Source organism: Nostoc sp. UIC 10890, from assembly GCF_054786515.1.
In genome coordinates this window covers 5,697,623-5,720,836 of sequence record NZ_JBSGKF010000001.1, presented here as the reverse complement: position 1 = coordinate 5,720,836, position 23,214 = coordinate 5,697,623, and the positions used below count along the sequence as shown (strand labels likewise).

Genomic DNA, 23,214 nt, shown 5'->3' with positions numbered 1-23,214 from the left:
GGAGTTCAAAACGATGTATATTTATCAAGTTGAAATTTCCAATTTTTGTAATCTAACTTGCTCTTACTGTCCTCATCCATCTCAAAGTAGAGCAAAAGGAAATATGTCATTTTCTACATTTGTAGATGTTGTTGAATTAGCAATACAATGTGGACAAAAAGATTTATTTCTTAACAATTTTGGAGAACCCTTACTTCATCCAGAATTATTCGATTTTATCTCTTATGCGAAAACGAAGGGAATAGAATGTAATTTTATCACCAACGGTATACTCCTTGATGAGGAAAAGGCATGGCGCTTGTCTGAATTAGGTGTGCGTGACATTTATCTGTCAGAACATCTTGCTGGGCAGAAAGAGCGTATTCAAGAAATGTTTAAGGAAAATTCTATTCCTTTGTCTATCGTCTATACCTATAATCCTCATCAGCAAGAAAAGCATGATTGGGCTGGACAAGTTAATTCTAAAACTACATCAGGTCGAAGCTTAACTAGTACGATAGAAAAGTATAAACCTTGCATTTTTGAAGCGAAAAAGCGAGTTGTGGTTTTGTGGGATGGAAGTATCAACACTTGTTGTATAGATGTAAATGGAACAGGTGTTGTAGGTTCTGTTAAAGATTATCTTGGTAGAACACATGAATATGAATTTAATTCAATCCCGCTATGTAGCACTTGTGATTTAATGCGTGAAGAATAATTTTTGAATCAGGCAGAGAATTCTATTTTTAGATAAATACTATCAATTACCAAGAAAAAATCATCAGTTTTTAGGAATGTTTTAACTATGACCTCAATCAATGAACTGGCAAAGCAAACAACTGTTGCATCACAGATACCCATTATTGACTTTCACCCTTTTATTGTGGGTGACAGCAATACCAAAACAGCAGTTGCTAACCAAATTTCTTGTGCTATTGAAGAAATGGGCTGTTTCTATTTAAAAAATGGAGTTTCCCAAACTTTAATCGACCAAGCCTTTACCCAAGCCGAGAGGTTTTTTACACTCCCATTAGCAGAAAAAGAGAAAGTAGCCTCAGCAGTAACTGGGCGAAGTCGGGGTTACATACCTTTTGAGAAAATGTTCATTGGCGAACAACCAGGACAATTACATGAGTCCTTTAGTTTTGCTAATGAATTTGACCCCAACAAATCTGGGGCTGACGATTATACAGAGTCCTTAGATGTCCCTAATCAATGGCCAGAAAATCCGCCGGAATTTCGTCAAGTTTTGCAGCAATTCTTTCAAGCTAGCCAAGAATGTGCTTTGAATATCCTAGAAGCATTGGCGATCGCCCTGCAACTACCAAATTCCTACTTTACCGATTTACATTCTCAGCAAAACCACGCCGGAGTTTTCAATTACTATCCCAACATTTCCCAAGCGCCAAAAACAGGACAAACTCGCTTTTTTGAACACACTGATTTAGGCAGCATCACCTTACTATTTCAAGATCAAGGAGGAGGACTAGAAGTATACACACCTCAAGGAGAGTGGATTACTACTTCTTCTGTTCCTAATACCGTTTTGGTGATGCCGGCAGATATGATGTCACGATGGACAAACGATAAGTTTTGCGCTACACCTCATCGCGTTTCCGTACCGACTGATTTCCATAAAGTAAAAGAAAGGTACTCATTTAGCTTTTTTGTGATTCCTAATTACGAAGTAGAAGTTACTTGTCTAGAAAGTTTCTTAAAAGCCGATGAATCTCCTAAATATCCCCCAACATTTGTAGGCGATCATCTCCTCAAAAGAACAAAAGACCGAGCCACAAAATATGGACGTAGTTAAGTCTGGTAATTCATCGCATTAATTATTTTCTGAGGTTCGTAGTGAGCGATTTATCGCTGAAATCTAAGAGATTGTTTTAAAAGTCATGATTGATGTATCAAATATTTTTTTACCCCACCCTAACCCTCCCCTTAGAAAGGGGAGGGAACTAGATTTTCCGGTTTCCCCCCTTTATAAGGGGGGATTAAGGGGGGTAATAATTCCGCCAACCTACTTACCGACTTTTAATTTATGAATTTCATTAAAGAACTCGAACAACAAACTGCAATTTCAACACAAATTCCCATCCTTGATTTCCATAAATTTACTGCTGATCAAGTCTTACAGGCCATTCAAGAAGTTGGCTGCTTTTACTTGAAAAACTGTGTTCCCCAAAATGCAATTGACCAAGCCTTTGGTAATGCTAATGGCTTCTTTGCGCTACCAGAGGCAGAAAAAAGACAACTCGCTTGGAAGGATGGCGCGGCTCTTGGATACTTTTACACTAAATATAACGGTGACTTTCGAGAAGCCTTCGTCTTTGGCGAAGCTGTTTTAACAGAACAGATCAATACAGATTCCCCTGTGGCGCAGCAGGTTCATCATCACCTGGGACAGCATCCCGCTTTTCGTGATGCTGTGCAGCAATTATTCACAGCTTGTCATGATGCTGGTAATCGTATTCTCAAAGCGATCGCCATTGCCCTAAACTTACCAGAATCTTACTTTAGCGATCGCCATCCTCAACAAGCCGACTATGGGCTGTTGCATCGCTACTATGAAGTATCAGAACCTCCCCAACCCGGAGAAGCCCGCTTCGAGGAACATACAGATTGGGGTAGTCTATCCTTACTTTTTCAAGATGAAAATGGCGGACTAGAGGTTTGCACCAATGCCGGAGAATGGATTGCTGCACCCCCACTTCCTAACACAGCAATAGTATTTATTGCAGATGTCATGCAGCGATGGACAAACGATAAATTCCCTGCTACCAAACATCGGGTACTAATGCCAGCCAATGCCCGTAGTCTTCCCGAAAGATACTCCTTAGCTTTCTTTCTCTCTCCTGGTGATGATACAGAGATTGCCTGCATTGAAAATTGCTTAGATACAGGTGAATCTCCTAAATACCCCCCAATTCTCACAAAAGAATATTACAAACAGAAAACTGAAGATTTAGCAAAAAGATTTAATGGTTCTAAATGAAAGGGAACAGACAAAAGTAAATCGCCTGTTCTCCCCAGAAACTTCTTAATTACGAATTACGAATTACGAATTACGAATTATTCCGTTACCAATTTTCAAGCAGGGCAATAGGTGCAGATGGTGGGGGAAAAGCAACGTCTAAAGCGCTCAATTCTTCTTTTGTTAACTGCAAATCGAGGGCAGCACTATTCTGTTCAACGTGGGTGATACTGCTGGCTTTGGGAAAGACGATCGCCTCTTGATGCAACAACCAAGCGATCGCCACTTGTGCAACTGTTACCCCACGCTGTTGGGCAATTGATTGTAATTTGGGATGTTTGAGTAGTTCACCTTGTAGCAAAGGCGAATGTGCCATGATCGGGATTTCTCTTTGCCGACACCAGGATAACAACTTCCACTCACCATTGCGATGCTGCAAATTGTAGGGGATTTGATTTGTCGCAATGGCTTCACCTCCGGGTAAAGCACTGGCTTCTTCCATATCCTCAACATCAAAATTGCCAACACCATAATCTCGAATTTTGCCGGATTGTTTCAACGTCTCAAATGCTGCCAAAGTTTCTGATAACTGTACAGGCCCCCGCCAATGCAACAAATAAAGGTCGAGATAATCTGTCTGCAAGCGCCGTAAACTATTCTCACAAGCTGCGATCGCCCCTTGCCCAATCGCATTACGAGGCGCAACCTTACTAACCAGAAAGACTGATGAACGACAATTAGCGATCGCTTCGCCGATTAACGTTTCCGCCCTACCCTCACCGTAAATCTCTGCTGTATCAATCAACGTCATCCCTAAATCGATTCCGCGACGCAAAGCAGCAATTTCATTTTCATGCTGGGCGATCGCTTCACCCAGTCCCGCAGTCCCCATTCCCAATACTGGCATCAATCGACCGGAGGTTAAACAAATAGTTTTCATCAGCAATTTCTTAACTTAAAACTTAAAAACTAGCTTTACTTATCTTCAAATATTTTTACACAATAAAACACAAGTATTTAACTTTTCTATTAAAAAAATTGCTCTTTTCTTTACGCCTTTTAGTGATAAAAATCTTAATTTAAAACACCCAACTAATAACTTATTTTATTTAGCTTTTACCTAAAACAAACATCTAATTAATTATGAAAATTGCCTTCTTCGATTATCCTGTCACCCTAGCCGAACCACCTAAAACTGGAGGAATCCGCTTAGTATCTTATGCGTTGGCGCGACGTTTAGCTCGTGCTGGTCATGAAGTTTTATTCTATGGCTCAAAAGGTCACTATCAAGAATTAGAATATCACGAAGATGGCATTACCTATCGCCGCATTCCCGAATCATGGGTTGATAAAATATTAGAACCATTAAACTTTCTTGATATCTGGAACATATCTCATCCTCAACGACCTTTCTATGCTTCTAAATTATTTTATTGTGAATTTTACCGACAAGTCGCCAAGGATATCCAAGCACAGCAATGTGATGTAATTCATATAAATATTGTTTTTCAATTTGTTCCCCTCATGCGTGCCTATAACCCACAAGCAAAAATTGTCTTACATATACATAGCGATTTTCTCCCATTGTTCGATCCCATAATCGTAGAAAAGCACCTTAAGTCAGTCGATTTAGTAATTGGATGCAGCGATTATCTAAAAAATCAGGTTCGGAAATACTTGCCTCACGTTAACAGCCAAACTTTATATAATGGTGCAGATACTCGTCACTTCGCCGTCCCTAATCATCACAATAAAGAAGCCAATAAAAAAGATATTAAACAAATTCTTTTTGTGGGCAGAATTTCACCAGAGAAGGGTATACACGTTTTAATTAATGCCTTTAATAAAGTAGTATCCCGTTATCCCCAAGTACAGCTAAAACTTGTCGGTTCAGAAACCGCATTAGTCCCGTGGTACACACTTGATAGAAAAGACCCGCAAATTCAGAATCTTCATCCTTATTACCAAGGTAGCTATCGATCGCAATTGCAAGAGCGAATTGCTTCTAACGCCACCAATTCGGTTTTTTTTCTAGGCAAAGTTCCCCATTTCGAGCTATTTGAATATTATCAGCAAGCAGATATATTTATTTTTCCATCTGTTTGGAATGAGGCATTTGGAATGCCAATTATCGAAGCAATGTCGATGGGATTGCCTGTTATTGCTACCCGTGGGGGTGCTTTCCCTGAACTGATAGAGGATGGGAAAACAGGGTTATTGGTCGAACGCGGGGATGTGGATGCTTTAGCCGACGCAATGCTGCGCCTGCTTTTAGATGACAATCTCAGAATTGCAATGGGAGAACTTGGAAACCGCCAAGCAGTTGAAAAGTTTGATTGGGATCGTCAGGCGCAAAAGCTATTGCACCAATATCAAGAAATAAAAAGTTTGAACATGCATACACTTAGGAGTTGATCGTGTTAGCAAGTATAGAAAAAACGCCACTGACTATTTTCCGTGAGATGAAACTGTTTATCATTGTTTGGGTGGGACAGCTTATTGCATCTATTGGTAGCAGCATCACCGCATTTGCTTTGGATGTTTGGGTTTATGAACAGACAGGTTCTGTCACCCAATTTGCTCTTATTACCCTTTCCAATACTTTACCTCTGATCTTACTTGCACCTGTAGCTGGGTTATTAGTGGATCGGTGGGATCGGAGATGGACAATGATTCTCAGCGATTTATTTGCAACTTTAGCAACAGTAGCGATCGCTGCTTTATTTATCATCGGTCGATTGGAAGTGTGGCACATTTACTTAGCTAATACCTTCAGTGCTATCTTCATGGCTTTTCAGATACCTGCTTTCATCGCTTCCATAACCCTATTAGTACCAAAACAGCACCTTGGTCGTGCGAATGGAATGCTGAGTTTCATGAACGGTACGGCGCGGCTTGTCGCACCACCTTTAGGAGGTATCTTACTAGGGATAATTTCTCTGCAAGGGATTATCGTGCTGCATTTAACTACCGTATTTTTGAGTATTACTCTTTTGCTGCTAGTTCAGTTTCCTAAATCCAGCACTCCTGTTATTGCAATTGAGGAAAGTTCTTTTCTCAAAGAAACAACTTATGGATTAACCTATTTATTGGCTCGTCCAGGACTACTAGGAGTATTAATTATCTCAGCTTATAGCCTTTTTCTTGTAGGATGTGTTCAGGTTATTACTATACCTCTGGTGTTATCTTTTGCTCCCGTAACAGTTTTAGGGACTATTCTTTCACTTTTTGGCGTTGCTATTTTAGCAGGGGGTTTACTGATTGGTATCTGGGGAGGTCTAGAGCGTAATATGAATACGATATATAGCTGTATGTTGCTCACGGGTGTGTTTCTTGTTGTTGCCGGTTTGCAAGCTTCTATTTATGTCTTCATTGTCGGCATCTTCTTATTCTTTTTGATCCGACCAATAATTGCTAGTTCAACACAAGCTATTTTTCAGGCGAAAGTAGAACCATTAGTGCAGGGTAGAGTCTTTTCTATTAAAGGAGCGATCGAAGCTGTAGGTTTACCCCTAGGCTATATTACGATCGGGCCTTTGGCAGAAAAGGTGTTTGAACCCTTAATGGCTACTGATGGTTTGTTGGCAGGTAGTATCGGACAAATTATTGGTGTCGGCACAGGTCGTGGTATGGGACTTCTGTGCATCATCATGGGAATTTTGACTATTTCAGCAACTTGTTTTACCTACTTCTACCCTCGCCTACGATTTGTGGAAGATGAACTACCTGATGTGATTGATGAAGTTGCGTTGGCTACGTCCGCCGCAGGCATCGCAGCTGTACCGACCTCAGATATCCTCTAAGGTCTGAGAGGATGTCTTACTCAAACTCTTATTTTTTAGTTAACTAAAAGCAAACTAGGTAAGGATAATTTCCAAAAAAGCAATAGCTAAAAAGCTTATCCAGTAAAATTTTCCGGCTATATTTGCCTTTACTTCAGTTATACAGTCATAGAAAATTTTCGACGTACTTATTATAAAATATGCAAGCTCAAGTTCTTCGCAATCAAACCTTAAAAGATACTACTTCTCCATTATCGGCTTTTAATCGATTTTGGGAGAATGTTAGAGCGATCGCAGGGCCTTATTGGTATCCAACAGAGCCAGGAGATAGAGCATTTTCAGATGTGATTCGCGCATGGGGAATGCTCATTCTCTTGATATTATTAATAATCGCGCTCGTGGGCGTAGCTGCCTTCAATACCTTCATTAGTAACTATCTAGTCAATGTCATTATTGAAGAGAAAGATATTACTAAGTTTACTCAAACCTTGTCAATTTACGGCGTTAGCCTGATCTGCGTAACCTTCTTGGTAGGATTTTCTAAATTTGTCAGAAAAAAAATTGCTCTTGATTGGTACAAATGGTTAAATGATCGCACACTATCAAAATATTTGAGTAAGCGTGCTTATTATAGAATCAATTTTAAATCTGATGTTGATAACCCAGATCAACGTATAGCTCAAGAAATTGAACCCGTTACCAGTAATGCTCTCTCGTTTTCAGCTACTTTCTTAGAAAAAGTGTTGGAAATGACGGCTTTTTTAGTAATTGTTTGGTCAATTTCCCAACAGATCGCTATTGTTATGCTTGTTTATACGGTCATAGGAAATTTGATTGCTATTTATTTTACTCAAGAATTGAATAAGATTAATCAAGAGGAACTTGAACTTAAAGCTGAATATAGTTATTCCCTAACTCATGTTCGTAATCACGCTGAATCGATCGCTTTTTTTCAAGGAGAAAAGCAAGAATCAAATATAATTCAGCGCCGATTCAGTAATCTCCTAAAAAATGCTGAACGCAAGATTAATTGGGAGAGAGGTAAGGAAATTTTTAACAGAGGATATCAGGCTATTATCCAAATATTTCCGTTTCTAGTACTTGGGCCATTATATATTAATGGTGAAATTGATTTCGGACAAGTTGGCCAAGCCAGTTTAGCTACTGGTTTGTTTGCTAACGCTATGGCAGATTTAATTAGTGAATTTGGAACTTCGGGAAGATTTTCTAGCTATGTTGAGCGTTTATCTGAATTTTCAGATGCTTTAGAAGAAGTAACTAAGCAACCCGAAAATATTAGTACTATTAAAACAATAGAAGAAAACCATCTTGCTTTTGAAAATGTCACCTTACAAACGCCCAACTATGAACAGGTAATCGTTGAAGATTTATCGTTGTCTGTTCAACCGGGAGAAGGTTTATTGATTGTCGGCCCCAGTGGTCGAGGTAAAAGTTCTCTATTGAGAGCGATCGCTGGTTTGTGGAATGCGGGAACTGGTCGTTTGGTGCGACCTCCTTTAAAAGAAGTATTATTCTTACCCCAACGCCCATATATAATTTTGGGAACTTTGCGCGAACAATTGCTCTATCCTAATACCAGTCGTCAAATGACCGACGCAGAACTCAAAGAAGTTTTGCAACAAGTTAACCTACAAAACTTACTGAGTCGAGTCGATGGCTTTGATACAGAAGTTCCTTGGGAAAATATATTATCGATAGGAGAACAACAACGTCTTGCTTTCGCACGACTGTTAATTACTCATCCTAGCTTTACTATATTGGATGAAGCAACAAGTGCTTTAGATTTAAAAAATGAAGGAAGTTTATATCAACAATTACAAGCGACAAAAACAACATTTATTAGTGTTGGACATCGAGAAAGTCTATTTAATTACCATCAATGGGTTTTAGAACTTTCACAAGATTCTAGCTGGCAACTTTTGACTGTGCAGGATTATCGAACTCAAAAAGCAATTGTCACTATTCCTTCCACAAATACTCAAATAAAAATAGATGATTCGTCTCAAGATAAATCTCTAATTCAATCAGAAACAAGCATAGTCGAAGGGTTATCTCATAAAGAAATGAACGAATTAACCTACTATTCCGTTACTACTATTAGAAGTAAGGCAAGCAAAGGGGAAACTATCACTAATAGAGACGGCACTACCTATCGCTATGATAAAGATCCCAAAGTATTGAAATGGGTAAAACTACCGATTACATAAAGCCTCACCTACTTGAATACCACTGTACATAAATACTGGGAATTACCAATAGTAATTCTGGAAAATATACTGAGGTTTGATGGGATTGATTAAAGTAATATTTCAGTACAGTGTTTGTACTATGTATTATGTTTAGACCTCTATCATTTGCTTTAGTCGCAGCTACCATTGTAGTTGCAGCAATCAATAACCCCAGCTATACCTTTGCTGGAACTTGTGCTTCTAAGTGTGGTTCTCGCCCAATTCAGTTTACACCTGGGCAACACATCCGAGTTGAAGTCGTAAATAGTACACCCAACCTGATTAAAATCCAAAAGCCCTCCGGGACTGGTGCAATTTCTTTGAGTCCAGGACAGAAATTAAATCTAGAACAAATAGAGGGTACAGAACCAAATACATCTTTGATATTTTGGAGCGAAACAGGTTTATCACTACAAGCAATTGTCTCGAAACCTAACTTTGGCACATTGCGGCTAGAACTCCGTCCAACTTGGCGCTCTCCAGGCGATCGCTCGTTGTATATTATGGATGATGGTAAGATAAACGTGTTTTAGCTCGCAAATAGTGTTATTAGTTATGAGTTAAGAAACAACTACTCATAACTGAAAACTCCTAACTTTTATTGTGCTAGACCGAGCTGTATCTGAAGTATCCAAACCTCGCAGACGCTTACCTGATCAGCGCTGGCAAATTTATCCACAAAAACCAGAATTTGCCCAAAATCTGGCTGTTTTGACAAATATTTCACCGATTATCAGCCAGTTGTTGATTAATCGGGGTATGGAAACACCAGAACAGGTACAAGCATTTTTAAATCCAGAGTCTTTAGTTTTGCCTTCACCGTTAGAAGATTTTCCAGATTTGGCGATTAGTTTGGAGTTGTTGCAAAATGCGATCGCTTCTCAAACAAAAATTGCGATTTGTGGTGACTACGATGCTGATGGAATGACCAGCACTGCTCTACTTTTGCGTAGTCTCCGCACTTTAGGCGCACAAGTAGATTATGCTATCCCCAGCCGGATGCACGAAGGTTACGGTATCAATAAACGCATAGTTGAAGAATTCCACAGCGAAGGTGTAGGATTAATTCTGACTGTAGATAATGGCATCTCTGCGTTTGAACCAGTTGCGAGAGCTAGAGAACTTGGTCTTGCAGTGATTATCACCGATCACCATGATATCCCCCAAAAATTACCACCAGCTAACGCTATTCTCAATCCCAAACTAATAGCAGAATCCTCACCTTATCGGGGTGTTGCTGGTGTTGGTGTTGCGTATATTTTGGCAGTGTCTCTAGCGCAACAGCTAGGGGAGACTAAAGGCTTGATTCAGCCGATGCTAGCGCTGTTTACACTGGGAACGATCGCAGATTTAGCCCCCTTAACTGGCGTAAATCGCCGTTGGGTGAAACGCGGTTTACAGCATTTACCCAAATCCAACTTAGCTGGGATACAGGCGTTAATTCAGGTAGGTGGAGTGCAGGCGAGGGATGAGGGAGCAGGGGGAGCAGGGGGAGCAGGGGGAGCAGGGGAGCAGGGGAGCAGGGGAGCAGAGGAGAAAATTCCCAATCCAAAATCCAAAATCCAAAATCCAAAATCGCTCAAGCCTGAAGATATCGGGTTTCGCCTGGGGCCGCGAATTAATGCTATTGGTCGGATTGGTAATCCTCAGACTGTGATTGAATTGCTGACTACAGATGATATGGGGGTGGCGCTGGAAAGAGCAATGCAGTGCGAACAAATAAATGCTTCTCGCCAGGAAATGTGTCAGCAAATTGAACAAGAAGCGATCGCTTATGTAGAAGCAGAATTTGTTGCATCTCTACAAAAAGACCGTGTATTAATTGTTGTTCAACCCAATTGGCATCATGGCGTTATTGGGATTGTCGCCTCCCGTTTAGTAGAACGCTACGGCGTTCCCGTGTTCATCGGTACTTATGAGGATGAGGGACATATACGCGGTTCAGCACGCTCAATTCCAGAGTTCCATGTATTTGAAGCTTTGGAATATTGTCACGATTTACTAGGCAAATTTGGTGGACACAAAGCAGCCGGGGGATTCTCTCTACCAGCAGAGAATTTACAGATGTTGCGATCGCGTTTGATTGAGTTTGCTAACCAGTGTCTTGAACCCCAGCATCTCAAGCCTCTGCTCAAAATTGATGCCGAAGTCAACCTCAATCACATCAATCAGCAACTTTATCAACAGCTTAATGCCCTACACCCCTGCGGTATGGAAAACCCCGATCCAGTTTTCTGGACACCTAATGTCCAAGTAGTTGAGCAAAAAATCGTTGGTAAGGGTCACATCAAACTGACAATTGCCCAAACTATTGATAATCAAGAGTACAGAATTAAAGCGATCGCCTGGCGTTGGGGCGACTATTTCCACCTACCATCGCGAGTGGATGTCGCTTACAAACTGCGAGAAAATTACTTTAACGGTAACACCACCATCGAGCTAGAGTTAATCGGTGTCAGACTGCCAATTCAGCTTCAACAATTTTTTGTTTCGCCACCTACCACATCAAGCACTACCTTTGAGTACAATCAGCGACAGTATACGTGTGGTTTCTATAAAAACGGTATTGAAGCAGAATTAAGAATTAAAAATTCTGAAGGTAAAGTTTTAGCTATGCAACCAGGACATACAATAGGTTTGCTAGGCACTAATCGGCAAAACGCCAAAGAAGTTGATATTTCTCAACCACAGTATGACAATATTATCCAAGCTGCCCTTCAGGCGTTATCAGTATTGAGTGCTGATTCATGAGTTATGAGTTTTAAATTCCAAAATTTTCTTCTACTCAGCACTCAGCACTCACTACTCAGCACTCTTATAGGTTGCCGTTGCGAAATGCCAGCACAAAGATTACTGCTGGACCAGCAATCACAATTAGCGCCACGGACAGCAATTGGAAAATAACTTCCCAATTGATACTTAGAAAAGCGTTAAACAAGTCAGACACAGCGTCAAACATTTTTCCTTTTCTCCTCTTAATTGTTTTAAAAAATTCAATAACTTAATTACAAAACCCGCAATTGATCATATCTGGCTATGGCCTATTAGATTTAATTTACTTAACAAAATTATAAGAAAAGACATAAAAACGTAAAATAGGGGATTGGGGACTGGGGACTGGGGGACTAGTTCGATTAAGGCAAGAGACGCGATGAATCGCCGTCTCTACAATAATCAGTCTTTCGTTTTGATGGCGATTTATCGCGTCTTTGTGATCTCGAATTTTCATCAAAAAACCTTAACCGAACCGTATTGGTTCGCAATCCCCAATCCCCAATCCCCAATCCCCAGTCCCCAGTCCCAAATCCCCAATCCCTAATCAAAAATGTCAAATTGGCAATGTGTAAAGCAATGTGGAGCCTGTTGTAATCTTGATCCAGCAGAGCGTCCAGATTTGGAAGACTATCTCTCACCACCAGAACTAGAACTCTACCTCAGCATGGTAGGCGAAGGGGGATGGTGCGTTAATTTCGACCATACCACGCGAGAATGTCGCATCTACGCCAATCGTCCTCGCTTCTGCCGCGTGGAAACAGAAGTGTTTCAAGATATGTATGGAGTTGAACCAGAAGAAGTTAACGATTTTGCCATTGACTGCTGTCGCCAGCAGATAGAAGGGGTTTATGGCGATCGCAGTTTAGAAATACTACGCTTCGACAAAGCTGTTGGACTTTGACACTTCCACCCTCCTTTTTTTTGTATGTAGTTGCAATTTATTACAACAATCTGAGAATATGATAGAAATATGAAAGCAACCTAGAAACAAAACTACTGCCTGTGAAACTTGACTCTGCACCTTTGGAGATTTCTGGCATATCTCAGACTGAGATCGAGCTAGAACTAAAAGACAGCACTGATTTGAACTTGACTCCTGCGATCGTTCAACCTGTAGTTGCCGATAGTCCTCAAAAGCAGCAATCAGCACTAGTAGTTTTTGGTACAACTTTTGTAACCATTTTTCTAGCAGAAATTGGAGATAAAACTCAGCTATCCACCCTCTTAATGAGTGCAGAATCTCATTCGCCGTGGGTGGTATTTATCGGATCTGCGGCGGCGCTGATAACCACCAGCTTATTAGGTGTGCTTTTAGGTAGTTGGATAGCCAGGCGACTCAGCCCAAAAACTGTAGAAAAATCAGCAGGCGTGATGTTATTGATGATTTCGCTAATGCTGTTTTGGGATGTATTGGTTGGTCATTAGTCATTTGTCATTAGTCATTGGGTATTACAAAACTCTTCCCCATTCCCCATTCCCCATTCCCCATTCCCCATTCCCCATTCCCCATTCCCCATTCCCCATTCCCCTAAATAATATGGATTGGCATCTTTTAGGACTGAGTTTTATTACAGTTTTTTTATCAGAATTGGGTGACAAAAGTCAGCTAGCGGCGATCGCACTTTCAGGACGTTCTAATTCTCCCCGTGCAGTATTTTTTGGTGCAGCAGGCGCATTGCTGTTGACAAGTCTGTTGGGATCTTTGGCTGGGGGTGCAGTAGCCGAATTGTTACCTACGCGTGTGTTAAAAGCGATCGCAGCTGTAGGATTTGCCATTCTCGCTGCACGCCTGCTGTTATTTAACAATGAACCATCAGCAGATTCAGAACAAACACCTTAAAAAAGAATTCAGAATTCAGAATCCAGGAATCAGAATTACTCCCAATACTTGTCGGTTAAGGGGGAAAGGGGAAGGTGGGCCCCCTCTGGGGATAAGGGGCGGGGGGAAAGGGAAATTAAAAACCTTTAACCCAAATCCAGTAACCCTTTCCCAAAACCAAACTTTGGGTTCAAAATGCAAAACCCGAGTAGTATTGGAATTACTCCTTGTGGGTATTGGAACCCGCCAAGGCTTGAAACCACTCGAATTCTTCTTTAACGTGAGTTCGATGAACCTCTCCCTCCCAGCCTGCCTCTGGGAAACGTAAAGGGAGGAGCAACGAAAAATTCAGCTTTTTGCTCCCCTCTCCGAGACGGAGAGGGGTTGGGGGAGAGGTCAAATAAGACTTGTCGAACTCACGTTTCTTTACAAACGTTCCCAAGCGGTTCCTTTGTAGCCGTATTGAAAAATTTCTGGATGCAAAATTTCTGCCAAAATTTCTAGAGAATCCACCAGTCGAGGCCCTGGACGATTGAAGTAAGAATTGCCGTCAGTAATGTAAACTCTACCAGCCTTAGTAGCATGTAGTTTTTCCCACTCTGGACGTTGAGTTAATAAATTGGCTTCTTTGCGAGTGCGATTTAAATCAAAGCCACAAGGCATAAAAACAATTACATCGGGATTAGTTGTTAATAGTGTTTCCCACCGCAGGATCGGAGAAGGCTGACCTGTAGCGCAAAATAAAGACTGTCCTCCTGCTAAATTAACTAATTCAGGAATCCAATTAGCGGCAACCATCAAAGGATCAGTCCACTCGATACAGGCGACAGTAGGCAGTTCATCTAAAGAAAGTCCTTGGAGTCTTTGCTGACAAATTTTGACACGAGCTTCTAAATTTTCTAAGATTTTTACCGAGTCTACGTCAAAGGTGTTGCCGACTCGCTCAATGTCAGTCCAAATATCTTTGAGAATATTGGGTTGTAAAGAAATAATCTGAGGTTTACTGTCAATGAGTGTAGCAACTGCTTTTTCCACTTCGTGTAAGCTGACAGCACAAACATCACACTGGTCTTGAGTGAGAATGTGGGTAGGCTGCAATTTCTCTAAAACATCTGTTTTGATTTCATAAATACTGAGAGCCGATTGCAATAAATTATTCACATCGTCGTGAATTTGGCTGCTGGAGGCATTGGAATTTAAGCGTGCTTGGGTACAAATCGGGCGATTGTGGATTTCTGGAGGGTAGTCGCATTCGTGCGATCGCCCCACAATAGCATTAACCAAACCTAGTGTCGCTAAAATCTCCGTTCCACCGGGAATCAGGGAAACAATTCTCACATTACTATCCGTCATCGCTCCACCTCCACAAAAGCTGCCATTGCTTCAATTCTTGCAAAATTTAAGTCTTTAGGCATCTTTCTCTAGGAGAATCAAGGGTGCTTTGATAGTAAGCACTAAGCAATAAATTGAACTAGGGACTAGGACTAAGCACTGGGGATAGGGAAGAGTTTTTCTAAAATTCAATCCCTATGACCCAGTGCCAAATTCAAAATTTTATTACTAATTATACTGTTTAACAGTAGAATCACTTAATAATGTAATCCTTAAAAATGTTAATTACCCCCTAGCAAAAACCACTGATATGAAGTAATAGAAGCGACTAGCCAAATCTAGTTTGTAACTCATTATCCACAATCATAAAATTTGATTAGAAAAATTATACTTTCCGGTTATGAAAAACCATATCAAGTAATTGTAGTTATACAAAGAAAGTTCTAGTTTTCCGTAGAACTGCAAGGCAAAATTATTTCTTCTTGAGGGCAACTAATGCAGGTGGTGTCAGCTAGAAATATTACAGAGCACAACCAGGCCCAAGAGGCTTTCCGAATCAGAGAAAATAGTCGGCGAAAACAAAGCCAGTCTCTGGTGGAACTGGCAAGAAGCAAGACATTTCAGGAAGGTAATCTCAATGCGGTTTTGAGGGAAATCACAGAAACTGCTGCTCGGACACTCTTGGTGGAGCGAGTTGGGGTATGGTTATATAATGAAGAACGTTCAAAAATTGAATGCATTGATTTATATGATGTAAGGACTAAAGAGCATACCTTTGGTAACTGGCTTTTAAAAACAAATTGTCCTGCTTATTTCCAGGCTTTAGAAGAGGAACGTACCATTGCCGCACATGATGCCAGAAATGATACAAGAACCCAAGAATTATCCGAGTCTTATCTTTCCGTTTTGGGCATCACATCTTTACTGGATGCACCGATTTGGCTAGAGGGTCGTTTGGTAGGCGTAGTGTGTCACGAACACATAGGCGAAAGTCGCCAATGGACTTTGGAGGAAGAGACTTTTGCTGGCTCGATTGCAGATTTCGTGACGATGGCTATAGAAGCGAGTGAGCGAAACTTGGTGCAGGAAGCACTACGACAAAGTGAGGCGCAATTTCGGGCGATTTTTGAGCGTTCCTCTATCGGCATTGGACTTATAGATATGAAAGCGCAGATAGTCGATACTAATCTGGCGCTGTGCGAGATTTTAGGATACAGCCGAGAAGATTTATACGGCAAGCGGTTTACAGATTACATTTCCACAGAAAGGGGGGATTTAAAACTTTACAAGCAACTGATGTCAGGAATTCGCACAGACTTAAAGACAACTTCGAGAGATAACTTACAACCCTCCAAACATCAGGAACAGCTTGTTGAAAGACATCGGATTGAGATGGAAAGACGCTGCCGGCATCAAAATGGTAGCTTAGTTTGGACTCATATCTCAGTTTCTGTTATACCAGGCAGCAATGGTGAACCTGAGTTTTTTTTAGCGATGATTGAGGACATTACTGAACGTAAGCAAACAGAGTTGAAACTGCGTGCCTCCCAAGAAGCAGCAGAAGCCGCCAGTCGGGCAAAAAGTGAATTTTTAGCAACCATGAGCCATGAGTTGCGGACGCCTCTAAATGCGATTATGGGTTTGTCACAGTTACTGCAACAAGAAATAGTTGGCTCTCTCAATGAAAAGCAGAACGAATATGTAAGTTGTATATATAGTAGTGGTGAACATCTGCTGGCATTAATTAACGATATCCTTGACCTATCGAAGGTAGAAGCCGGCAAAGAGGAACTGTTACTGTCACCTTTGCCAGTGTCAGATTTGTGTAATTATGTCATATGGACAGTTCGCGATCGCGCCTTAGAAAAGGGATTGCAACTCACACATGAAATTCACCTAGAAGCGGATATTTGTATTGCTGATGAGCGGCACATCAAGCAAATGCTACTCAACCTGCTCACTAATGCTATTAAATTCACCTCAGTCGGTCAGGTATCACTGGTAGTCAAAAAAGCACCGCAAGGGATAACATTTACAGTTTCAGATACTGGAATTGGCATAGACTCAAATCATTTTCAATTTCTATTTGAACCGTTTAAACAGCTTGACAGTCAGCTAAATCGGCAGTATGAAGGCACTGGACTGGGTTTAGCTTTAACGCGCAAATTAGCGCGTTTGCATGGTGGAGATGTTACCGTAACATCGACTTTGGGAAAAGGTAGTCAGTTCACTCTGTTTCTACCAAATCCAGTGCATCCGAGAGATGAGGGGGCAAATTTTACCTTGTCCTCCTTGTCTTCCTCTTCCCCAATCATCCCCACAAATAAAACCATTTTGCTTGTGGAAGAAGAAGAAAATACTGCCACAGTGCTGCAAGATTATCTCCACACAATTGGCTACCAAGTCAAGTGGATAGATAATAGAAACGACTTTTTGAAACAGGTGCAGAACCTCCAAGCAGATTTAGTTTTTTTTGATTTCCAGTTAGTAGAGGATGTTCGCATATTGAATTTGCTGAATATCCTTAGACAAGAGTCTTCTTGGGAAGATTTGCCAATTGTAATGATGACCATTAGCGAACCTTTAGAAGAGGAAATTAGCAAGCTACCAGGGAATGCGAATGACTACCTAGTTAAGCCAATTCGGATAGTCCAACTAGAGTCAATACTAATTAGATATTTGAGCTAATTGGTTATAAAAAATGTGTTTTTATGACCAATTAGTGAAAAAACATATAATATATTTTTACTCTGACTCTGAAAAAATTTTCTCATTGTCACATAGAGAATAATAGCTTATTCTCATCAAGTGTTTCTGAGTCGGTTAGAGCTAATTGTTTTGATGAAAAAGTCGATTTTTTTAGCCAATATTCTACACATTACTTTCATCATTTCATTTTTAAAATCTTTCAGAGTAATACAAGCATCAATTATGTATTATGTAATTTATAGCACCTTAGTCTACGTAGCTGTGATTGGTGTTGGCGCAGCCTCTCGCAAAGAAGCGGCATGAAGTCCGGGGATGAAGTTTCCTGCCGCTTTCAATAAAATTTATTTTACTCTTTGCATAAATCAATAGAAATGGGGTGAAAAGTGATCAAGCTCTCGTGGAAGATAAGCACTCCACAAAACAAAAAATTTAGAAACCCCATCATGATTATGGGGTAAGGGGTAATTAAGTATGATTCATCACATATCAATTTCTGTTCAAAATCCCCTGCACGTTGCCCAAGTTCTGGCTGAAGTATTGAATGGGCAGGCTTTTCCCTTTTTCCCTCACCCAGGTAGCTATATGGTTTTTCCCCTTGACGAACATGGAACAGGAATTGAAGTTTATCCATTAGAAACTCAGCTAATACCTGGTGAAGGAGATAAGCAGTGTATATTTACAGAAAATGTTACTCCTTCTGGGTTCACAGCGACTCATGCAGCAGTCTCGGTTTCTTCTAGTCAGGAAAAAATTGAGTTGATTGGCGAACGGGAAGGTTGGAAAGTATTACGTTGTAACCGCGACTCTTTTTTTGATGTTATTGAGTTCTGGTTAGAAAACAAAGTCATGATAGAACTAATCACACCGGAAATGTCGGCTCAATATTTGGCGGTAACACAGCCGGAAAATTTGAAGAAAGTTTTTAGTTGATAACTCAGCTGCTCCTAATTTAACAACATCATTCAGGAGGAAAGAGGCAGGAGTAAGTCACCTTCAAAAGCGTCAGACTTAGGCTGTGGACAATGCCAGATGCTCCAATTGTGTATCGCACTGGAATGTACCTCACTCAAGCGGGAACCGCTATATAACTAAATTAAAAAATTAATAAAGAGAAACCCTAGTATTGTGTATTTTTGAGCAGTGCTAGGATTTGGCTTTGGGAATTGACCCTTCGATTCCCTCAACATACCAATCCATCGCCAGTTGTCCCCGATCATCCAACACCTTACCCTTTGGCACTCGCACCATCCCTTTTTGATCTTTCACCGGGCCATCAAAAGGATGTGCAGTACCCTGAATAAACTCATCACGCTTCGCATTCACCAGTTGTTGCACATCAGATGGAATCGCCTGATTCATCGGGGAAATATCCACCATCCCTTCACCAATACCATCCCAAACATCTTGAGGCTTCCAAGTGTTACTCATTACAGCCAAGGCTTTATCTGTATAGAATTTGCCCCATTTGTTAATAGGTGATGTCAGGTGAGCTTTTTGACCAAACTTACTCATATCAGTGTTGTAGCCAAAAGCATAAATATCTTTTTCCTCAGCAAATTGGACAACTGCACCAGAGTCGGTATGCTGTGTTAGTACATCCGCACCTAAATTGACCAAAGCTTGAGCAGCTTCTCTTTCTTTAGTTGGATCGTACCAACTTTGTACCCAAAGTACCTTAACTTTTGCTTGGGGATTTGTTAGCCGCACTCCTTGAGTGAATGCACTGATTCCTCGAATTACTTCTGGAATTGGGTATGCGCCAATAAAACCAACTACATTTGATTTTGTCATCTTGCCAGCAATCATACCGGTTAAATAACGCGGTTCTTCAAAGCGTCCCAAATAAGTACCAACATTAGCAGCACGCTTGTATCCTGTACAGTGTTCAAAGATAACATCACCAAAGTCCTTGGCAACTTTAATTGTTGGGTTCATGTAGCCAAAGGAAGTTGTAAAAATCAACTTATTACCATCTAATGCTAGTTGGCGAATCACCCTTTCAGCGTCTGCGCCTTCGTTGACATTTTCGACAAAGGTAGTTTTTACCTTATCTTGGAGATTGGCTTCCATGTCTCTGCGACCCAAATCATGGGCATAAGTCCAACCAAAATCACCTACAGGGCCCATATAAACAAATCCCACCTTCAGAGGTTCATTTACCGCCATAGGTGACACTGAGAGGGACACATCCGGCTGTAAATTGGAATTTCTACCTTGAAAACAACTAGTTAAGGCAAAGCTAGATCCTGCTAAAGTGACATACTTTAGAAAATTCCGACGATCCATATTCTATTGATTGGATTTACCTGTGTAAATAAATGGGTAAAAAGGTTTTTTTGATGGCTATTAGCACCAGACACGGCTTAAATTGGCTACTTATTTAAGTTTAGTTTAATTTTAGCTTTTACTTTTGCTATCAATTTACTTAAGAAAGAAGACAAATAATGCTTAAATTTATACAAGCAGCAAAAATTTTTCACAAAACGTATATTTGAAGCCAGCTTTGTAAAAGGAATTGGGGATTGGGTAACCACCGAAACATACGACGCTAGATAGTGAAGCGTTAGCGACGCGATCAGTTAATTTTAGAAAAAATGGTTCTTCAGTAATATGCCAAAAATTTAATGGAAAGGTAAAAAATCAAACTTATTGATATTCATCATAAACTATATTATTATTAGCCTTAACATAGAATTTCAGCTATTAATTTAGCATATAGAATTCCTCTTTTCTTTTCGAACAAAATTTGATGTGGCGTGGCAAAGCTAATGCACTATTTTAGCTGTGTCACACCACTACGTATCTTTTGAAAAACAAAATAGTAGTCTTATAGTTAATACTGAAAAACCGAAAAATTTTACTCAGCGATTTGTGAGCATTGCTTGAGTAATTCGCTGTTTAAGTACACGATAAAAAAATAATGGAATGCCTACAATATAACGATCCCAGAGACGGGTAGGTTCCGTAATTAAGCGTGTTAACCACTCAAGTCCATTATCAGTTAACCAACGTGGACCGCGGTATATAGAGTCAGTATAAAAATCTAGACAAGCACCTAAAGGTAAAAATACAGTAGTTTCAATTTTATTGAAGTTATCTAAAATCCAGCGTTCCTGTAACGGCATACCAAAACCAATATATAAAATATCTGGTTTAAATTTATTAATTTTGTCTATTACCAAATTATTCTCTTTTCCTGATTTATCAAAATAACCATGATGTCCGTGTATACGCAAATTAGGCGCAATTGCTACTAACTTAGTAATTGCTTTATCGACTACGCCGGGTTTTCCAGCTAACAAAAATAAAGAAAGGTTTTCTCTCTCACATTTTAATACTAAATCTTCTATGTAATCTGGTGCTGTCATGCGATGTGCAGATTGCACTGAATAACCGTTTAATCTAGCTCCTAGTAATACACCAAATCCGTCACAAAACACTAAATCAGCCTTATTCAAAAAATCTCGATACCAATACTTTTCGTATGCTAAATTCATAGCTTTGATATTCACATGTTCTACAATTGTCTTTTTTTTACTTTTTGCTGCTTCTATTAAATAATCTATTAATTCTTGTACTTTAACTTTATGGAATCTTGTGTCAAGTAATTTCACTTCAGGAAAAGTTTTCATTTCTGAACCTCATTTATTAGCGAACACACTAAATCGAAAAAGAGATGAACAATAAAACTAGTGACTTGAGCATTCCCTTAATTGTTAAGAATATTAATTTCATACTTTTTAATACCTGCTTTCCTTCTAGAGGATGAATTGCTTAGTTTTTAAGTTCAGTATTTAATAGACTGCATAAATCCCTTAACTATAAGGGTAACTATATAACTAAAAAAACTGCCTATCTTTATATCAAGAATGCTCTCAATCTATAACTGCTTCATAAATGCATTTCAAAGATACAAAATAATCCTTTATATCCAAATGTTTAACGCTGAGTCGTGCATTATTTCCCAGAGATATTCTCAGATTTTCATCTGTAATTAAGGATTGCATTGCTTCCGATAATTGTTGAATATCCCCCGGATTAACTAATAAACCATTCTGGTCTTGAGTAACTATTTCGGGTATTCCTCCTACTGCGGTAGTGATAACTGCCAAACCCCAACTCATTGCTTCTAGTAGTGCCATAGGCAGACCTTCATTGTAAGAAGGCAACACAAATACATTAGCTTCAGTTAAAAGCTCGTCGCGTTTTTCTTGATCTACCCAGTCAAGAATAGTGATGTGGTCAATAAGATTTAGAGTTGGAATCAAACTGCGAGCTTTTTCTACATCTCCATCCCCCGCCATAACTAACTTTGCTCGGCTTTGTTGAGCAGCAGGTATAGAAGCAAATGCCTTAATTAAATCAAATGCACCTTTGCGCTCACCAATGCGCCCTAAAAATAAGAAAAATATCTGCTTGGAATCTATTCTTTGTGGAATTTGTGCGGGAATTTTTACTGGGTTAGGGAGAATTATAACTTGCTCTGATTTCAAACCAAGGTTTTCAATATAGAATTTTTTCCAGCTATCTGATAAAACAATAAAATGGGTAGATTTACGAAATGACCAACTGAGCCACTGCTTAAGCAATTGAGGAAGTTTAGAGTAAAACAAATGAAAATCAGCACTATGAGTATGAATAATTACTGGTTTTTGAAATAGCCAACCAACAATAGTAGTAATTGAGTGACGAAAAGCACTACCTCTATCAGAAACATGAATGTGAATTAGGTCAGTTTTTTGGTTTAATAAGTTCCAAAATAACTTAGCTATTGCTTGCAAAAACACTAACACCTTATGGACAGTAGAACCATTCGGTAAAGTAGTAATATGTGTAATTTGAATATCAGATGTAGTTTTTTCAAGAATGAGTTTTTCCACAGAAACTATTCCACCTTGGCGGTCTAAGCTTTCGCCTAACATAGTAATTTTCATGGGACTCATAATTGCTATTAATCTATTTTTTAAATTCAGTATGCTGCTGTATATATAAGCTATAATTAAAGATTTATTATAGATAGATAGCTTATATTGTGAACTAGACTCTACTAAAAGCATTGCTAGAGCTAATTGTACTTACTCTATTGGGCGCGATCGCGGCTTCACAGATTCCTTAAATATGCACTTTTGTGATTTTTTGCAGTATTATTTACCTCCATAACAAAAACCTGCCTGCCATAGTAAGTGTTAGAGGATGTTTAAAAAGTATAGTTGGTAACTATTGAAGGGATGGGGGTTTCAAGACCTCTCAGGAGTGGGGGAAAGGTTTGAAGAGGGGGTTTAGAGTATATAGCTTGCGACTTTTTAAACATTTAAAACGTTTACTTAAGTAACTTTAACTTTTTAATCCCGTAGAATATATCATGTATCATGTCGATAGCCAAGACAATATAAGAAAAACTGAACTTTACTTATTTTTGACAGGGGTTTGGGCGTAAGTTTACACTAATGGCGTCTTCCCCGCTTTTGGCTACGGGCGATCGTGTCCCCACGCTACAAGAAGTAGTTGAGTATTTTTTTATTTGGAAGTCTCTCAACTGTAAAGTAGACATCTCCAAAAGGAATGTAGCTATGCGGAATTTTGCTTCTCTAC

General features: G+C 39.8%; 20 protein-coding genes. 14 read left to right on the top strand and 6 right to left on the bottom strand.

The annotated features are described in order from the left end of the window. Positions 1-13 precede the first annotated feature (13 nt). The 3 genes from ACWATR_RS23785 (at position 14) to ACWATR_RS23775 (ending at position 2,977) form a co-directional block, all read left to right on the top strand. On the top strand, positions 14-697 hold the full coding sequence (locus ACWATR_RS23785) for a radical SAM protein (protein WP_460337886.1): 684 nt from the start codon (positions 14-16) through the stop codon (positions 695-697). 87 nt (positions 698-784) lie between these two features. Continuing rightward, positions 785-1,792, top strand: coding sequence for an isopenicillin N synthase family dioxygenase (locus tag ACWATR_RS23780; RefSeq protein ID WP_460337883.1), 1,008 nt, complete (start codon positions 785-787; stop codon positions 1,790-1,792). Between the two features lie 231 nt (positions 1,793-2,023). Beyond that, positions 2,024-2,977: an isopenicillin N synthase family dioxygenase gene (locus tag ACWATR_RS23775; RefSeq protein ID WP_460337880.1), complete on the top strand. Its 954-nt coding sequence runs from the start codon at positions 2,024-2,026 to the stop codon at positions 2,975-2,977. An 85-nt stretch (positions 2,978-3,062) separates the two neighbouring features. Here the strand turns inward: ACWATR_RS23775 and ACWATR_RS23770 are convergent, their stop codons facing one another. Continuing rightward, entirely contained in the window at positions 3,063-3,896 is an 834-nt protein-coding gene (locus ACWATR_RS23770) for an aldo/keto reductase (protein WP_460337877.1), read from the bottom strand. Between the two features lie 203 nt (positions 3,897-4,099). On the opposite strand from ACWATR_RS23770, the gene ACWATR_RS23765 reads away from it, so the two are divergent. The 5 genes from ACWATR_RS23765 (at position 4,100) to ACWATR_RS23745 (ending at position 11,738) form a co-directional block, all read left to right on the top strand. Further along, a complete protein-coding gene (locus ACWATR_RS23765) occupies positions 4,100-5,371 on the top strand; it encodes a glycosyltransferase family 4 protein (RefSeq protein ID WP_460337874.1) in 1,272 nt (423 codons plus the stop codon). A 2-nt stretch (positions 5,372-5,373) separates the two neighbouring features. After that, on the top strand, positions 5,374-6,759 hold the full coding sequence (locus tag ACWATR_RS23760; protein WP_460337871.1) for an MFS transporter: 1,386 nt from the start codon (positions 5,374-5,376) through the stop codon (positions 6,757-6,759). Positions 6,760-6,938: 179 nt separating this feature from the next. Further along, entirely contained in the window at positions 6,939-8,966 is a 2,028-nt protein-coding gene (locus ACWATR_RS23755) for an ABC transporter ATP-binding protein/permease (RefSeq protein WP_460337868.1), read from the top strand. Positions 8,967-9,094: 128 nt separating this feature from the next. After that, complete coding sequence (locus tag ACWATR_RS23750) at positions 9,095-9,520, top strand: hypothetical protein (RefSeq protein ID WP_460337865.1); 426 nt, start codon at positions 9,095-9,097, stop codon at positions 9,518-9,520. A 70-nt stretch (positions 9,521-9,590) separates the two neighbouring features. Next, positions 9,591-11,738 carry a single-stranded-DNA-specific exonuclease RecJ gene (locus tag ACWATR_RS23745; protein WP_460337862.1) on the top strand — a complete coding sequence of 716 codons (2,148 nt, stop codon included), beginning with the start codon at positions 9,591-9,593 and terminating at the stop codon, positions 11,736-11,738. 64 nt (positions 11,739-11,802) lie between these two features. Here the strand turns inward: ACWATR_RS23745 and psb30 are convergent, their stop codons facing one another. Then, the gene (psb30, locus tag ACWATR_RS23740) at positions 11,803-11,946 is read right to left on the bottom strand and encodes a photosystem II reaction center protein Ycf12/Psb30 (protein WP_435023345.1); all 144 of its coding nucleotides are present in this window, start codon (positions 11,944-11,946) and stop codon (positions 11,803-11,805) included. Positions 11,947-12,138: 192 nt separating this feature from the next. On the opposite strand from psb30, the gene ACWATR_RS23735 reads away from it, so the two are divergent. From ACWATR_RS23735 to ACWATR_RS23720, 4 genes are all read left to right on the top strand, one after another. After that, positions 12,139-12,306 carry a hypothetical protein gene (locus tag ACWATR_RS23735; protein ID WP_460337858.1) on the top strand — a complete coding sequence of 56 codons (168 nt, stop codon included), beginning with the start codon at positions 12,139-12,141 and terminating at the stop codon, positions 12,304-12,306. Positions 12,307-12,312: 6 nt separating this feature from the next. Next, positions 12,313-12,663 carry a YkgJ family cysteine cluster protein gene (locus ACWATR_RS23730; protein WP_460337855.1) on the top strand — a complete coding sequence of 117 codons (351 nt, stop codon included), beginning with the start codon at positions 12,313-12,315 and terminating at the stop codon, positions 12,661-12,663. A gap of 101 nt (positions 12,664-12,764) precedes the next feature. Next, positions 12,765-13,187 carry a TMEM165/GDT1 family protein gene (locus tag ACWATR_RS23725; RefSeq protein WP_460337851.1) on the top strand — a complete coding sequence of 141 codons (423 nt, stop codon included), beginning with the start codon at positions 12,765-12,767 and terminating at the stop codon, positions 13,185-13,187. Positions 13,188-13,299: 112 nt separating this feature from the next. Continuing rightward, positions 13,300-13,602, top strand: coding sequence for a TMEM165/GDT1 family protein (locus ACWATR_RS23720; RefSeq protein WP_099100177.1), 303 nt, complete (start codon positions 13,300-13,302; stop codon positions 13,600-13,602). A gap of 405 nt (positions 13,603-14,007) precedes the next feature. Here the strand turns inward: ACWATR_RS23720 and ACWATR_RS23715 are convergent, their stop codons facing one another. Continuing rightward, entirely contained in the window at positions 14,008-14,934 is a 927-nt protein-coding gene (locus ACWATR_RS23715) for a cobalamin-binding protein (RefSeq protein ID WP_460337848.1), read from the bottom strand. Positions 14,935-15,408: 474 nt separating this feature from the next. Between ACWATR_RS23715 and ACWATR_RS23710 the strand changes: the two genes are divergently transcribed. Beyond that, positions 15,409-17,601 carry a hybrid sensor histidine kinase/response regulator gene (locus tag ACWATR_RS23710; RefSeq protein WP_460337845.1) on the top strand — a complete coding sequence of 731 codons (2,193 nt, stop codon included), beginning with the start codon at positions 15,409-15,411 and terminating at the stop codon, positions 17,599-17,601. A 492-nt stretch (positions 17,602-18,093) separates the two neighbouring features. Further along, positions 18,094-18,552, top strand: a complete 459-nt coding sequence (locus ACWATR_RS23705) for a hypothetical protein (protein WP_460337842.1) — start codon at positions 18,094-18,096, stop codon at positions 18,550-18,552. Positions 18,553-18,765: 213 nt separating this feature from the next. Here the strand turns inward: ACWATR_RS23705 and ACWATR_RS23700 are convergent, their stop codons facing one another. The 3 genes from ACWATR_RS23700 to ACWATR_RS23690 all read right to left on the bottom strand — a co-directional run bounded on the left by ACWATR_RS23700 (position 18,766) and on the right by ACWATR_RS23690 (position 22,565). Then, positions 18,766-19,908, bottom strand: coding sequence for a BMP family ABC transporter substrate-binding protein (locus tag ACWATR_RS23700; RefSeq protein WP_460337839.1), 1,143 nt, complete (start codon positions 19,906-19,908; stop codon positions 18,766-18,768). Between the two features lie 575 nt (positions 19,909-20,483). Then, the gene (locus ACWATR_RS23695) at positions 20,484-21,254 is read right to left on the bottom strand and encodes a WecB/TagA/CpsF family glycosyltransferase (protein WP_460337836.1); all 771 of its coding nucleotides are present in this window, start codon (positions 21,252-21,254) and stop codon (positions 20,484-20,486) included. Between the two features lie 243 nt (positions 21,255-21,497). Continuing rightward, positions 21,498-22,565, bottom strand: coding sequence for a glycosyltransferase family 4 protein (locus ACWATR_RS23690; protein WP_460337833.1), 1,068 nt, complete (start codon positions 22,563-22,565; stop codon positions 21,498-21,500). Positions 22,566-23,214 lie beyond the last annotated feature (649 nt).

Bases quoted from the DNA above. Each gene is read 5' to 3' on its own strand.
- ACWATR_RS23785 (WP_460337886.1), top strand. From the start codon at position 14: ATGTATATTTATCAAGTTGAAATTTCCAATTTTTGTAATCTAACTTGC.
- ACWATR_RS23780 (WP_460337883.1), top strand. From the start codon at position 785: ATGACCTCAATCAATGAACTGGCAAAGCAAACAACTGTTGCATCACAG.
- ACWATR_RS23775 (WP_460337880.1), top strand. From the start codon at position 2,024: ATGAATTTCATTAAAGAACTCGAACAACAAACTGCAATTTCAACACAA.
- ACWATR_RS23770 (WP_460337877.1), bottom strand. From the start codon at position 3,896: ATGAAAACTATTTGTTTAACCTCCGGTCGATTGATGCCAGTATTGGGA.
- ACWATR_RS23765 (WP_460337874.1), top strand. From the start codon at position 4,100: ATGAAAATTGCCTTCTTCGATTATCCTGTCACCCTAGCCGAACCACCT.
- ACWATR_RS23755 (WP_460337868.1), top strand. From the start codon at position 6,939: ATGCAAGCTCAAGTTCTTCGCAATCAAACCTTAAAAGATACTACTTCT.
- ACWATR_RS23750 (WP_460337865.1), top strand. From the start codon at position 9,095: ATGTTTAGACCTCTATCATTTGCTTTAGTCGCAGCTACCATTGTAGTT.
- psb30 (WP_435023345.1), bottom strand. From the start codon at position 11,946: ATGTTTGACGCTGTGTCTGACTTGTTTAACGCTTTTCTAAGTATCAAT.
- ACWATR_RS23735 (WP_460337858.1), top strand. From the start codon at position 12,139: ATGAATCGCCGTCTCTACAATAATCAGTCTTTCGTTTTGATGGCGATT.
- ACWATR_RS23730 (WP_460337855.1), top strand. From the start codon at position 12,313: ATGTCAAATTGGCAATGTGTAAAGCAATGTGGAGCCTGTTGTAATCTT.
- ACWATR_RS23720 (WP_099100177.1), top strand. From the start codon at position 13,300: ATGGATTGGCATCTTTTAGGACTGAGTTTTATTACAGTTTTTTTATCA.
- ACWATR_RS23715 (WP_460337848.1), bottom strand. From the start codon at position 14,934: ATGACGGATAGTAATGTGAGAATTGTTTCCCTGATTCCCGGTGGAACG.
- ACWATR_RS23710 (WP_460337845.1), top strand. From the start codon at position 15,409: ATGCAGGTGGTGTCAGCTAGAAATATTACAGAGCACAACCAGGCCCAA.
- ACWATR_RS23705 (WP_460337842.1), top strand. From the start codon at position 18,094: ATGATTCATCACATATCAATTTCTGTTCAAAATCCCCTGCACGTTGCC.
- ACWATR_RS23700 (WP_460337839.1), bottom strand. From the start codon at position 19,908: ATGGATCGTCGGAATTTTCTAAAGTATGTCACTTTAGCAGGATCTAGC.
- ACWATR_RS23695 (WP_460337836.1), bottom strand. From the start codon at position 21,254: ATGAAAACTTTTCCTGAAGTGAAATTACTTGACACAAGATTCCATAAA.
- ACWATR_RS23690 (WP_460337833.1), bottom strand. From the start codon at position 22,565: ATGAGTCCCATGAAAATTACTATGTTAGGCGAAAGCTTAGACCGCCAA.